Annotated in this window: 15 protein-coding genes and 5 tRNA genes; 2 read left to right on the top strand and 18 right to left on the bottom strand. The window is 48.1% G+C overall.

The window, feature by feature from the left end; genetic code table 11:
* Positions 1-2 precede the first annotated feature (2 nt).
* The 16 genes from rplL to T491_RS0102070 form a co-directional block, all read right to left on the bottom strand.
* Complete coding sequence (rplL, locus tag T491_RS0101995) at positions 3-383, bottom strand: 50S ribosomal protein L7/L12 (RefSeq protein WP_013063286.1); 381 nt, start codon at positions 381-383, stop codon at positions 3-5.
* Positions 384-431: 48 nt separating this feature from the next.
* Positions 432-947, bottom strand: a complete 516-nt coding sequence (gene rplJ, locus T491_RS0102000; protein ID WP_028902386.1) for a 50S ribosomal protein L10 — start codon at positions 945-947, stop codon at positions 432-434.
* 20 nt (positions 948-967) lie between these two features.
* Complete coding sequence (gene rplA, locus T491_RS0102005; protein ID WP_028902387.1) at positions 968-1,660, bottom strand: 50S ribosomal protein L1; 693 nt, start codon at positions 1,658-1,660, stop codon at positions 968-970.
* A 21-nt stretch (positions 1,661-1,681) separates the two neighbouring features.
* The gene (gene rplK, locus T491_RS0102010; protein ID WP_028902388.1) at positions 1,682-2,122 is read right to left on the bottom strand and encodes a 50S ribosomal protein L11; all 441 of its coding nucleotides are present in this window, start codon (positions 2,120-2,122) and stop codon (positions 1,682-1,684) included.
* Positions 2,123-2,218: 96 nt separating this feature from the next.
* A complete protein-coding gene (gene nusG, locus T491_RS0102015) occupies positions 2,219-2,764 on the bottom strand; it encodes a transcription termination/antitermination protein NusG (protein WP_028902389.1) in 546 nt (181 codons plus the stop codon).
* Between the two features lie 15 nt (positions 2,765-2,779).
* Positions 2,780-2,971, bottom strand: a complete 192-nt coding sequence (gene secE, locus T491_RS0102020) for a preprotein translocase subunit SecE (RefSeq protein ID WP_013063860.1) — start codon at positions 2,969-2,971, stop codon at positions 2,780-2,782.
* Between the two features lie 16 nt (positions 2,972-2,987).
* Positions 2,988-3,060: transfer RNA gene (locus tag T491_RS0102025), tRNA-Trp, on the bottom strand.
* 80 nt (positions 3,061-3,140) lie between these two features.
* The gene (tuf, locus tag T491_RS0102030; protein ID WP_028902390.1) at positions 3,141-4,325 is read right to left on the bottom strand and encodes an elongation factor Tu; all 1,185 of its coding nucleotides are present in this window, start codon (positions 4,323-4,325) and stop codon (positions 3,141-3,143) included.
* A 63-nt stretch (positions 4,326-4,388) separates the two neighbouring features.
* Positions 4,389-4,460 (bottom strand) — tRNA-Thr (locus tag T491_RS0102035).
* 10 nt (positions 4,461-4,470) lie between these two features.
* Positions 4,471-4,543: transfer RNA gene (locus T491_RS0102040), tRNA-Gly, on the bottom strand.
* Positions 4,544-4,557: 14 nt separating this feature from the next.
* Positions 4,558-4,640, bottom strand: a tRNA-Tyr gene (locus tag T491_RS0102045).
* A 66-nt stretch (positions 4,641-4,706) separates the two neighbouring features.
* Positions 4,707-4,780 (bottom strand) — tRNA-Thr (locus T491_RS0102050).
* Between the two features lie 102 nt (positions 4,781-4,882).
* Positions 4,883-5,182: a ribosome hibernation-promoting factor, HPF/YfiA family gene (gene hpf, locus T491_RS0102055; RefSeq protein WP_028902391.1), complete on the bottom strand. Its 300-nt coding sequence runs from the start codon at positions 5,180-5,182 to the stop codon at positions 4,883-4,885.
* A 38-nt stretch (positions 5,183-5,220) separates the two neighbouring features.
* Positions 5,221-6,102: a site-specific tyrosine recombinase/integron integrase gene (xerA, locus tag T491_RS0102060; protein ID WP_028902392.1), complete on the bottom strand. Its 882-nt coding sequence runs from the start codon at positions 6,100-6,102 to the stop codon at positions 5,221-5,223.
* A gap of 75 nt (positions 6,103-6,177) precedes the next feature.
* Positions 6,178-6,369 (bottom strand): 30S ribosomal protein S21, encoded by a 192-nt coding sequence (gene rpsU / locus T491_RS0102065; protein WP_028902393.1) that lies wholly within the window; start codon positions 6,367-6,369, stop codon positions 6,178-6,180.
* Between the two features lie 385 nt (positions 6,370-6,754).
* The gene (locus T491_RS0102070; protein WP_028902394.1) at positions 6,755-8,530 is read right to left on the bottom strand and encodes an aminopeptidase P family protein; all 1,776 of its coding nucleotides are present in this window, start codon (positions 8,528-8,530) and stop codon (positions 6,755-6,757) included.
* A gap of 153 nt (positions 8,531-8,683) precedes the next feature.
* Between T491_RS0102070 and T491_RS0102075 the strand changes: the two genes are divergently transcribed.
* Both T491_RS0102075 and T491_RS0102080 read left to right on the top strand, forming a co-directional pair.
* The gene (locus T491_RS0102075) at positions 8,684-9,670 is read left to right on the top strand and encodes a malate dehydrogenase (RefSeq protein WP_028902395.1); all 987 of its coding nucleotides are present in this window, start codon (positions 8,684-8,686) and stop codon (positions 9,668-9,670) included.
* 5 nt (positions 9,671-9,675) lie between these two features.
* Positions 9,676-10,191 (top strand): gamma carbonic anhydrase family protein, encoded by a 516-nt coding sequence (locus T491_RS0102080; RefSeq protein WP_028902396.1) that lies wholly within the window; start codon positions 9,676-9,678, stop codon positions 10,189-10,191.
* Positions 10,192-10,228: 37 nt separating this feature from the next.
* Here the strand turns inward: T491_RS0102080 and T491_RS0102085 are convergent, their stop codons facing one another.
* Together T491_RS0102085 and T491_RS0102090 are read right to left on the bottom strand one after the other, a co-directional pair.
* A complete protein-coding gene (locus T491_RS0102085; RefSeq protein ID WP_028902397.1) occupies positions 10,229-11,008 on the bottom strand; it encodes a DNA alkylation repair protein in 780 nt (259 codons plus the stop codon).
* Complete coding sequence (locus T491_RS0102090) at positions 11,005-12,120, bottom strand: metallophosphoesterase (RefSeq protein WP_028902398.1); 1,116 nt, start codon at positions 12,118-12,120, stop codon at positions 11,005-11,007. The genes T491_RS0102085 and T491_RS0102090 overlap by 4 nt, the downstream gene beginning before the upstream one ends.
* Between the last annotated feature and the right edge of the window lie 8 nt (positions 12,121-12,128).

Genomic DNA, 12,128 nt, shown 5'->3' on the forward strand with positions numbered 1-12,128 from the left:
GATTACTTCAGCTCAACCTCGGCACCAGCGGCCTCGATGGTCTTCTTCAGGTTCTCAGCCTCTTCCTTGCTCAGACCCTCCTTAACGGTAGCAGGAGCACCGTCTACGAGATCCTTAGCCTCTTTCAGACCAAGACCACAAGCCTCCTTAACGGCCTTTACAACCTGCAGTTTAGCAGCACCGGCTGACTTCAGAACTACGTCGAATGAAGTCTTCTCCTCAGCTGCATCAGCAGCACCAGCTGCAGCAGGACCAGCAGCAACAGCAACAGCTGCAGCGGCGGGCTCAATTCCATACTCGTCCTTCAGGACAGTTGCCAACTCATTAACTTCTTTTACAGTAAGATTTACCAACTCTTCTGCAATAGCTTTAATATCTGCCATTTTATTTAAAATTTTAATTGTTTTTAATGTTAATGTTACTTATTTCGCTTATTTGTTACGCTCAGCGATAGCGTCAAGCAGACCGTGAACCTTGCCACCGGCGTTCAAGCCAGAAACAACATTCTTGATAGGAGACTGCAGCAGAGCTACAACCTCGGCGATCAGTTCGTTCTTGCTCTTGATTGCTACGAGCTCATCAAGCTTGTCAGCACCTACGAAGAAGCTCTCCTCAGCATATGCACCCTTCAGGGCGGGGATACCTTCCTTCTTGTACTCCTTGATCAGCTTAGCAGGAACGTTAGCTGTCTGTGCGAACATAACAGCTGTGTTACCCTTCAAGCACTCATAAAGTGGAGAGAAATCGATTTCTGAAGCCTCGAATGCCTTCTGGAGAAGAGTGTTCTTCACCATCAGCAACTTAATCTCACTCTTGAAGCACTTCTCACGGAGCTCGCTTGTCTTAGCGGCATCGAGACCGGCGAGGTCAACAAGATAGAAATGAGGATATGCCTTCAGCTTCTCACCAAGTTCTGCAATGATAGTATCTTTTACTTCCTTTTTCATTTGTCTAATCTTTTAACGAGTTATTCAACTGATTTAGGATCTACCTTGATACCCATGCTCATTGTACTTGAGAGGAAGATACTCTTAATGTATGTACCCTTAGCAGCGGCAGGCTTCAGCTTGATAATGGTAGAGATGAACTCCTTAGCATTCTCAAAGATCTGATCAGCGTTGAAGTTGATCTTACCGATTGATGTGTGCACGATACCGGCCTTATCAACCTTAAAGTCAATCTTACCCTGCTTAACTTCCTTAACTGCCTTAGCAACATCCATAGTAACAGTACCACTCTTGGGGTTTGGCATCAGGCCACGAGGACCGAGCACACGGCCGAGAGGACCGAGCTTACCCATACAAGAAGGCATTGTGATGATAACATCAACATCTGTCCAACCGCCCTTGATCTTTTCGATATATTCATCGAGACCAACATAGTCGGCACCTGCTTCCTTAGCAGCAGCCTCCTGATCAGGAGTACAGAGAGCGAGCACACGTGTCACCTTACCAGTTCCGTTAGGTAGCGAAACAACGCCACGAACCATCTGGTTAGCCTTACGTGGATCAACACCCAAGCGTACATCGATATCTACTGAAGCGTCGAACTTGGTGGTGGTAATTTCCTTCACCAGAGCGGCGGCTTCCTTCAAAGAGTATGCTTTCCCTGCTTCAACCTTCTCAGCGACCAACTTTTGATTTTTTGTCAGTTTACTCATTGTCTTAATTGAAGTTATTAATTATTTACCAGGGAACTCCCCTTCTACAGTGATACCCATACTACGCGCTGTACCTGCAATCAGCTTCATAGCCGACTCGATGGTAAAGCAGTTCAAGTCCTTCATCTTGTCTTCGGCAATAGCGCGAACCTGATCCCAAGTTACCTTGGCAACCTTCTTACGGTTGGGCTCGGCAGAACCGCTCTTCAGCTTAGCAGCTTCCTTCAGCTGTACAGCTGCGGGAGGAGTCTTCAGCTCGAAAGAGAATGACTTGTCAGTGTAGTAGGTGATAACAACAGGAATAATCTTTCCTGCCTTATCCTGGGTTCTGGCGTTGAACTCTTTGCAGAATCCCATAATATTGATTCCCTTAGAACCCAGTGCAGGTCCTACTGGAGGTGAGGGATTCGCAGCGCCACCTTTAATCTGTAATTTGATTAATCCAGCAACTTCTTTAGCCATTTCTGTTTGTTATTAATTGAATTTTGTTATATAAGCCTCAGGAGTGGAAGCCTCCATCAACAGTATATAAGAACGGGCGAACCGTAACATTCCACCCTATTCCTTTTCCACTTGATTATACCCAAGCTCCAAGGGAGTCTTGCGGCCGAAAATCTTAACCATCACTTTCAGCTTGTGCTTCTCGGCATTCACCTCTTCGATAATTCCACTGAATCCGCTGAAAGGTCCATCTGTTACCTTCACTGCCTCATCCACAGCGTAAGGAACAGCAATCTCTTCACTCTTAATCTCCGTCTCCTCGGCATTACCAAGGATTCTGTTAATATCACTCTGCTTTACGGGGGTAGGATTATCCAGACCACCCAGGAAGCCTAACACATTAGGCATAAAGCGCAGCGTGTGTGCCATCTCACCCTGAAGGTTAGCCTCTACCAACACATAACCAGGCAAGAACAATTTTTCCTTTACCACACGTTTACCGTTACGCAACTGAGCATATTTCTCGGTAGGCAGTAACACCTGACCTACGTTTGACTGGAGGAAAGAGTCACGCTTCATCAGAGCCTCAAGGTATTCTTTTACCTTAGCCTCTTTACCGCTAACAGCGCGAAGTACGTACCATTTCATTCCTGACTGAGCCATTTCTCTTGCGTTATATTAACCGGGATAAACCATACTCATTACCGACTTGAACACAAAGTCCATAGCCCATACTACCAAAGCAATAATAAGCGATGCTGAAAGCACCACTACTGCACTGTGAGTCAACTCTTTGCGAGAAGGCCATGTTGTCTTATGTGCGAGCTCGTCGTAACAAGCTTTGCAATAATCGATAAACTTCTTAAACATATTATTTCTTATTTAGCACGGGAAGGAGGACTCGAACCCACGACCCTCGGTTTTGGAGACCGATGCTCTACCAACTGAGCTATTCCCGTAAGTAAGCCCCCGCCCGAAAACGGGGGCTTGGTTTTATCTAGTGTGACTAGAATTCCAGTTATCTGGAAGGTTCAGAGGATTAGTCCTCGTAAACCTCTGTGATCTGACCAGAACCTACTGTGCGACCACCCTCACGGATAGCGAAACGCAGACCTGGGTTCAGAGCTACAGCGTAGATCAGCTCTACAGTGATCTCTACGTTATCACCAGGCATTACCATCTCAACACCTGCGGGCAGTGAAATCTCACCTGTGCAGTCCATGGTGCGGAGGTAGAACTGAGGACGATACTTGTTTCCGAATGGAGTGTGACGACCACCCTCTTCCTTCTTCAGAACGTAGATAGAAGCCTTGAACTTCTTGAATGGCTTAATCTGACCTGGGTGGCAGAGTACCATACCACGCTTGATCTCGTTCTTGTCGATACCGCGGAGCAGCAGACCTACGTTATCACCAGCCTGACCCTCATCAAGAATCTTGCGGAACATCTCAACGCCAGTAACAACTGACTTCTTGTCCTCACCAAGACCGAGCAGCTCAACCTCATCACCTACGTGGATAACACCAGTCTCGATACGACCAGTAGCTACAGTACCACGACCTGTGATTGAGAATACGTCCTCAACAGGCATCAGGAATGGCTTGTCAGTAGCGCGTGGTGGCTCCTGGATCCATGTGTCACAGGTATCCATCAACTCCATTACCTTCTCCTCCCACTTAGCAACACCATTCAGTGCACCAAGAGCAGAACCACGGATAATTGGAGTATCATCCTCGAACTCATACTGAGCAAGAATCTCCTGAACCTCCATCTCAACGAGCTCCAGCATCTCCTCGTCCTCAACCATATCACACTTGTTCAGGAATACAACCAGACGTGGAACGTTTACCTGACGAGCGAGCAGAACGTGCTCACGAGTCTGAGGCATAGGACCATCAGTTGCAGCTACTACGAGAATAGCACCGTCCATCTGAGCAGCACCAGTTACCATGTTCTTTACATAGTCAGCGTGTCCTGGGCAGTCAACGTGAGCGTAGTGACGAGTCTTTGTCTCGTACTCAACGTGAGCGGTGTTAATAGTGATACCACGCTCCTTCTCCTCGGGAGCGTTGTCAATCTGATCGAATGACTTAACCTCAGAGAGACCAGCCTTAGCCAGCACAGTTGTGATAGCAGCTGTCAGAGTTGTCTTACCGTGGTCAACGTGACCGATAGTACCGATGTTTACGTGCGGTTTGGTGCGCACAAAATTCTCTTTTGCCATTTTACTTGTCTATTAAATGTTTATTAATTCTGAATTTTCAGTTTCCTCCTTCTAGACCAAGAGAGCTGTAACTGAGAGTTGAACTCAGGACCTCTTCCTTACCAAGGAAGTGCTCTACCACTGAGCTATTACAGCATGTTCTTTGAGCGGAAAACGGGGCTCAAACCCGCGACCCCCAGCTTGGAAGGCTAGTGCTCTATCAACTGAGCTATTTCCGCAAACATCTCTTGAGTGGGTGCTGATGGATTCGAACCACCGAAGTCGAAAGACAGCAGATTTACAGTCTGCCCCATTTGGCCACTCTGGAAAACACCCAAATTCTCCGATTGTCTTTTGAGCCTCGAGGAAAATTGGCTTACGCCTATCCTCCGATTCTCCTTGAGCCTCTTGTCGGATTCGAACCAACGACCCCGAGATTACAAATCACGTGCTCTGGCCAACTGAGCTAAAGAGGCTTTTCTAAGCAGCCGTTCTCTGTTTCAGATTTACGACCTGTCGGAAAACGGCTGCAAAGTTACGACTTATTTTTGAATTACCAAAACTTTTTCGAGTTTTTTTTATCTATTTCTCAATTTTTCCTTGAATTTCGTCAATTGAGCACGCATCGAATCCACGCAAAGGTCGATTCCTTCCTCAAAAGTGTCGCAGGTCTTCTCTACAAAGAGCGTGTTTCCGGGAACGAAAACCTCAAGACTTGCTTCCTTATTTTGAGCAGTGGCGGGCTTGACTACTTTAAGCTGCACCTCAACTTTCTGTATATCCTCAAACGATTTTTCTAACTTGGCGACCTTCTTCTCGATGAACGCCTCTAACTTCTCGGTAGCGTCGAAGTGAATCGACTTAATCAAAATCTCCATAGTTACCTCCTATTTTTTAAAGAGTTAATAAAAAGGGTTCAGGCTCTCGGATGAGCCTCTTTATAAATTCGTTTCAGTTGCTCAAACGTAGTGTGGGTATAAATCTCAGTCGTACTAACACTGGCATGACCCAGCAGACTCTTGATCGTCTCCAACCCAGCACCATTGTTCAGCATGGCAGTGGCAAAGGTGTGCCTCAGCACATGTGGCGAACGCTTCTTCAGCGAGGTAACCATCGACAGATACTTTCGCACAATCTGGTAAACCTGTTCGCCCGAGATCCGCTCTCCTTTGTCACTCAGAAACAAAGCACCATCAGTTTCACCGAACACCTCCTGGCGCGCAGCCTGATAACGCTGCAGCTCTGAGGCCAGCTCAGCCCCGAAAGGCACGATACGCTGCTTGTTTCTTTTTCCCGTTACTTTCAATTGCGCCGCATCGAAATCCACGTCTTTATCATCCAGACCTACAAGTTCCGAACGTCTCAAACCGGCTTCGTAGAATAGAATTAATATGGTACGCGCACGTACATTATTAAAAGAGCTACCCCACTCCATACCGTCGAGCAGACGATCCATCTCTCCTTCGCGAAGGAATTGCGGCAGTGGTTTTGATTTCTTTGGCCCCGTCACAGCATGTGCCGGATCCTTCTTAACCAGATTTCTCTTTAGGGCAAAGCGGTAAAAGGAACGCAGTGCGCTCAAGTTCTTGTTAATCGTTGAGGCAGAGTTTCCTTTATCCATCAGACTCTCCATCCAGTCACGGATCAGATCGGTATCAGCCGAATCTAGAGAGAGATCATTATCCCTAAAAGTCAGATACGATTCAAATGCCCTCAGGCTTTCCTCGTATGTCTGCACTGTTTGCGGAGATGCATTCCGCTCGTAGCGCAGGTAGTCCAGAAACCGGTTAATCATCATAAAATCGCAACCTTTAGTATTTGGGTACGAATTTACGGAAATTTCTCGAAACTACCAAATTTTCGGGGAACTTTTTTATTCCTCGTTTGTACGAAGCTGCTGAACGTATACAGCGTGCTCCATCTTAAGGCGCTTCAGTACAGATGGTTTGTCAAACTGCTGACGACGACGCAGCTCCTTTACAACACCTGTCTTCTCGAACTTTCTCTTGAACTTCTTGAGAGCCTTCTCAATGTTCTCGCCTTCTTTTACTGGTACAATAATCATTTGTTTTACTTTAAATTATTTATGTTAAACTTAATGCTTCCGGGCCCAGTGCCTCGAAAAGCGGGTGCAAAGTTACAGCTTTTTTACAAAACTACCAAGTTTTTATACGTTTTTTATCAAATAAAACGTAATTTCTTGCGTTTTCGTACCCTCCTGATAGTCAAAAACATATGTTTTGATACTACCACACCTAAGGTTTTAAGGTACAAGCAGTAAGGTTAACAAGTACAAACAGTAAGTTAAACAGGTACAATAAGCCTACTCATCTATTGTTTGCCTATACGCAAACGATTATTCGCCTATACCCAAACGACTGTGCGCCTATACGCAAACAACCATTCGCGTATAGGCGAATCGTATCCATTTTCAGACAAAGCGATATCTACTATATCGCGGCACAAGCGGATTTCAGCCAGGCGGCTTCTTCGGCTGTCAGATGGGGCGACAGGGTATCGTAAACACGCTGGTGATACTGGTTGAGCCAAGCGATTTCTTCGTCTAACATCATCTCTCTCACGATAGGCGTGGTGTCGATGGGGCATAGGGTGAGACTCTCGAACTGCAGGAACTCTCCAAACTGGGTTTCCATGTAGGGCGTAATCAGCAGGGTGTTCTCCACACGAACACCGAACTTACCTTCGAGATAGATACCAGGCTCGTCGGTGATGGTCATACCTGCTACTAATGGGGCAGGCTTCCACTCCATACGGAATTGGTGAGGACCCTCGTGTACATTCAAATAGGTGCCCACACCGTGGCCTGTGCCGTGAAGATAGTTCAAGCCTTCGCGCCACATGGCCTCGCGAGCCAGCACATCCAACTGGGTACCACTGGCACCGCTGGGGAATTTACAGAGTTCAATCTGAATATGGCCTTTGAGCACCAAGGTGTAAACACGCTTCTGCTCCTCAGTTAAAGGGCCGAGGGCAATGGTACGGGTGATGTCGGTAGTACCATCCAGATACTGCGCACCGCTATCCAACAGCAGGAAGCCTTCGGGCTTCAAGGGAATATCGGTCTCAGGCGTAGCCTCATAATGTACAATGGCTCCATGTGCCTGATAGCCAGCGATGGTATCGAAAGAGATGTCGCGATAAAGAGGCTGTTCAGCACGGAGCGAGGTGAGTTTCTGGTCAATCGAAATCTCCGTTTGTCCGCCAGCCTCAACAGCAGGTTTCAGCCAGCACAAGAACTTTACCATCGCAATGCCATCTTTCAGCATTGCCGATTTAAATCCTGCTATTTCAGTAGCATTCTTTACGGTCTTCATCCGCTTGACAGGCGATTCTGCCTCAACTATCTCGCGGGTAACCTGTTTGTAAAGCGTATAGTTCACCTCATCAGGATCGAGCAGTATGTTATACTCGAAATATGCCTTCAAGCCTTTGACCACATCCTCGTAAGGCGCCACCCCTACCCCTTCGGCTTGCAGATAAGCCTCAACCTGAGGTGTAAGCTTCACCTTATTTATATATAGGGTAACTTCTTTTGACGAAATAAGCAAGTAACTTACGAACACGGGATTGCAATGCACATCGGTGCCACGCAGGTTCAGCGTCCAGGCAATATCATCGAGCGCCGACATCAGCATACCATCGGCATGTTTTTCGCGCAAGGCCATGCGGATACGGGCAATCTTGTCATGACAGCTCTCACCTGCATACCGCATAGGAAAAATCTCCACAGCATTCTCTGGGATAGCAGGACGATCAGTCCAGATCTTCGCCAAAGGATCGAGATTAGTACGCAGCGTGATACCTCCCTGTTGACGAAGATCAGCAATCAGCTCTTTGACGGCATTAGCCGAGTTGACCATACCATCCAGAGCCACCTCAGCACCAGCACCACACTCCCTACCTATCCAATCAGCAATGGTGGGCGTGCCTGGCATCTTGAGTTTCATCAGCTGGAACTCAGTGCCATGTAACTGTTCCTCGGCAGCTATGAAATAACGCGAATCGGTCCACAAGGCTGCTGAAGTCATCGTGACCACAGCTGTACCAGCCGAGCCGTTAAAGCCACTGATAAACTCGCGCCCCTTCCAATGATCGGGCACATATTCGCCCTGATGCGGATCGGTACTGGGGAATATAAACGCAGCAAGGTGTTCACGTTTCATCACCTCGCGAAGAGCTTCAATTCTTTCATTTACAGTCATCATCATCGTGTTTTGTAATTTCGAGATTACAAAGGTACGAAATAACTGGCAGAAAATCATACGATTAACACAGATTAATAATAAAAATCCACTATATATGAGTCTTTTTTCGTAACTTTGCAGCACTTTAAAAATAACAATAATAAAAATACAATTATGGCTTTTTTAACTAACGAGAAATTGGTGATTGTTGGTGCCGGTGGTATGATTGGCTCTAACATGGTACAGAGTGTGTTGATGCTGGGCTTGACTCCCAACATTTGTTTGTATGATATTTATGAGCCAGGTGTTCATGGTGTATATGATGAGATGTGCCACTGCGCTTTCCCAGGTGCAAACATTTCTTACACTGTAGATCCTAAGGAGGCTTTCACAGGTGCTAAGTACATCATCTCTTCAGGTGGCGCTCCACGTAAGGAGGGTATGACCCGTGAGGACCTGCTAAAAGGCAACTGCCAGATCGCAGCCGACTTCGGTGAGAACATCAAGAAGTACTGCCCAGACGTTAAGCACGTGGTAGTTATCTTCAACCCCGCTGACGTAACAGCTCTTACAGCTCTGATTCACTCAGGTTTGAAGCCTAACCAGCTGACCTCTCTGGCAGCTCTCGACTCAACCCGTCTGCAGCAGCAGCTGGCTCAGGAGTTCGGTGTACAGCAGGATAAGGTTACAAACGCTTACACCTACGGTGGTCACGGTGAGCAGATGGCAGTATTCGCCAGCAAGGCTCTCATCGATGGCAAGCCTCTCTCTGAGCTCCCTCTCTCTGACGAGCGTTGGGCTGAGATCAAGCACATGACCACTCAGGGTGGTAGCAACATCATCAAGCTTCGTGGCCGTTCTTCATTCCAGAGCCCTGCTTATCAGGCTGTAAAGATGATCGAGGGTGCTATGGGTGGTGAGCCTTTCAAGTGGCCTGCTGGTTGCTATGTAAACGCATTCGGTTTCAAGAATGTAATGATGGCTATGCCTACCGTTATCGACAAGGACGGTGTACACTTCACTGAGCCTGAGGGCACAGCTGAGGAGATGGCTTCACTCCAGGCTTCTTACGAGCACCTGCAGAAGATGCGCGACGAGATCATCAGCCTTGGTATCATCCCCGCTGTTGAGGATTGGAAGACTGAGAACGCTAACCTGTAATCGGTATGGCTCTTATCAAAACATATCGCGGTCTCGCTCCCAAATGGGGGCGAGATTGCTATTTTAGCGAGAACGCCACCATCGTGGGTGATGTCACGCTGGGTGACAACTGCTCTGTATGGTTCAATGCGGTGGTTCGTGGCGATGTGGCCCCTATCACCATCGGCAACTGCACCAATATCCAGGATGGCAGTTGTGTACACGTCACACACGAGACGGGTCCCACGCTAATCGGCAACTACGTCACCATTGGGCACAACGTAACCGTTCATGCCTGCACCATTCACGACAACGCACTGATAGGTATGGGTTCAACCCTGTTAGACGGTTGTGAGATAGGCGAAGGTGCCATCGTGGCTGCTGGCGCCCTGGTGCTGCAGAACACCAAGATACCTGCCGGCGAGATTTGGGGCGGCGTACCTGCCAAGTATATCAAGCCCGTCCGTCCAGGGCAGACAGACAACGCCAAGCACTACGTTGAATATGCCAAGTTCTACCTAGAGGAACAAAACAACAAATAAAACAATAAAACCCCGCAGATTTGCGAGGTTTTATTGTTTATTCAAGCGTCATCCAGTACTTACGCTCCTGATCAGACATCTTCTCTATCGCATAGCGAAGCATGGTACGCGGCATCTCATGAACGTGCTGTCGGAGGAAATCGCGAAGCAGATCCATCGACACCCGTTTACCCATCTCACGCAGCATCCAGCCTACTGCCTTATGCATCAGATCGTGCGGATGATGCAGATGAACCTCCGCATAGCGCAAGCACCATGACGGATCACCTAACTGAGAGGTCTTCCACGAACAGACGATACTCATGCGCTGTTCCCATAAGCAAGAGCTTGCAGCCAACTCATCCAAGACCTTACGTTTGTATGTTTGATGAGCAGCCATTTCCTGACCACCGAGAAAGGTTGGCAACATCAACCAATGTCCCAGGATCTTAGGCGCTGACAGGTCCACCAGGTCCCAGTTGTTTGCCTGCTCCGCATAACGCAGATACAGGGAGAGTATCTCATCACGACAACGAACAGCCTCTGCATCAGTCTCGAGTCGTCTGGTGGCATATCGCTCGAACTTTGTCACTAAGATCAACAGCCCGCAGAGGCGCACTTCATGCCACTTAGACATCAACAGCTCCGGTATCACATCCAGCGTGACCTCCTTCGCAACAGCCTTCACCACCTCTTTGGTCTGCGGCACCTTCAAGCCCAGGAACTCATCACCATAGCCATACTCCCCAGGAGCGGTCTTGAAGAATCCCATCAGGACCTTGCGCTGCGCCTCATCATGAAGCGACTCCATATAGGCTATGATCTCCCTGGCTGTCATTTTTCCTGCTGTAATGTAGCAACCACATATTCACTCTGGGTACCAATACGGAACTTGCCGCCCCAGATACCGATGCCCGATGAGACATAATAGCGGGTTGCGCCACGCTGATGACTGCCCCACGAGCACTCGTAGACATGATCCGTGATCCACGAGACAGGCCACACCTGTCCACGATGGGTATGACCACTCAACTGGAAGTCGACACCGGCCTCCTCCGCCCGGTCCAGATTGTAAGGCTGATGATCGAGCACAATGGTGTATGGACTTTGGACATTGAGCTGGGAGCGCTGAACTTTCACCAGATCTTTAACCGGCTTACGGCGCATATTGGTACGGTCATCACGCCCGATGATGACGAGGCTGCTATCGATCACTGCCGACTCATCAATCAGCAAATGGATGCCCGCATCCTGATAGAACTGTCGGGCCTCGGGCACACCAGCATAAAACTCATGATTGCCTAGGCAGGCATATACCGGTGCTTTGAGACGACGGAACTCCTCAGCCATCCGTTCCTCCATAACCGGACGCATACTACCATCGATGATATCGCCTGCTATCAGGATGAGATCAGGCTGTTCAGCATTCATCATATCCACCCAACGAGCCAGTTCCTTACGAGGATTGTGATAGCCGATATGCAGATCGCTCGCCATCACAATCTTATACGCTTTTGCGAGCGGTTTCTCCGACTTCAAATCGAGGGCTACGCGTACCTTATTATTATAATTCAGACTGCCATACACAAACACGCCCACCATCAGCACCAGGATGCCGATAGCGGTATAACCGTTTTGATAAAGCCATGACTTGGGTACCAGACGGGTCAATCGGCCCAGATCGAGCACCAGAAAAATCATCACCAGATAAAGCAACACAAACAATGAGGATGTACCAATCTCGTAAGCCCAACGAGCCACAGACAAAGGCATGCTATCAAAGGCGCGACGGAAATTCAGGAATAACATCACAAAACTCAATACGCCAACAGCGATAACAAGCCCTTTGAGCCATGCATGCACAGGCAACATCACCCAGATGTGCCATGCCAGATAACCAATGGCCAAGAAAGGCAACAAGAGGAACAGTATCATCCACATAGTTTTCATGTTTTGCT

This window comes from Prevotella sp. P6B4 (genome assembly GCF_000619985.1).
In the GTDB taxonomy this organism is placed as follows: domain Bacteria; phylum Bacteroidota; class Bacteroidia; order Bacteroidales; family Bacteroidaceae; genus Prevotella.

Bases quoted from the DNA above. Each gene is read 5' to 3' on its own strand.
- rplL (WP_013063286.1), bottom strand. From the start codon at position 383: ATGGCAGATATTAAAGCTATTGCAGAAGAGTTGGTAAATCTTACTGTA.
- rplJ (WP_028902386.1), bottom strand. From the start codon at position 947: ATGAAAAAGGAAGTAAAAGATACTATCATTGCAGAACTTGGTGAGAAG.
- rplA (WP_028902387.1), bottom strand. From the start codon at position 1,660: ATGAGTAAACTGACAAAAAATCAAAAGTTGGTCGCTGAGAAGGTTGAA.
- rplK (WP_028902388.1), bottom strand. From the start codon at position 2,122: ATGGCTAAAGAAGTTGCTGGATTAATCAAATTACAGATTAAAGGTGGC.
- nusG (WP_028902389.1), bottom strand. From the start codon at position 2,764: ATGGCTCAGTCAGGAATGAAATGGTACGTACTTCGCGCTGTTAGCGGT.
- secE (WP_013063860.1), bottom strand. From the start codon at position 2,971: ATGTTTAAGAAGTTTATCGATTATTGCAAAGCTTGTTACGACGAGCTC.
- tuf (WP_028902390.1), bottom strand. From the start codon at position 4,325: ATGGCAAAAGAGAATTTTGTGCGCACCAAACCGCACGTAAACATCGGT.
- hpf (WP_028902391.1), bottom strand. From the start codon at position 5,182: ATGGAGATTTTGATTAAGTCGATTCACTTCGACGCTACCGAGAAGTTA.
- xerA (WP_028902392.1), bottom strand. From the start codon at position 6,102: ATGATGATTAACCGGTTTCTGGACTACCTGCGCTACGAGCGGAATGCA.
- rpsU (WP_028902393.1), bottom strand. From the start codon at position 6,369: ATGATTATTGTACCAGTAAAAGAAGGCGAGAACATTGAGAAGGCTCTC.
- T491_RS0102070 (WP_028902394.1), bottom strand. From the start codon at position 8,530: ATGATGACTGTAAATGAAAGAATTGAAGCTCTTCGCGAGGTGATGAAA.
- T491_RS0102075 (WP_028902395.1), top strand. From the start codon at position 8,684: ATGGCTTTTTTAACTAACGAGAAATTGGTGATTGTTGGTGCCGGTGGT.
- T491_RS0102080 (WP_028902396.1), top strand. From the start codon at position 9,676: ATGGCTCTTATCAAAACATATCGCGGTCTCGCTCCCAAATGGGGGCGA.
- T491_RS0102085 (WP_028902397.1), bottom strand. From the start codon at position 11,008: ATGACAGCCAGGGAGATCATAGCCTATATGGAGTCGCTTCATGATGAG.
- T491_RS0102090 (WP_028902398.1), bottom strand. From the start codon at position 12,120: ATGAAAACTATGTGGATGATACTGTTCCTCTTGTTGCCTTTCTTGGCC.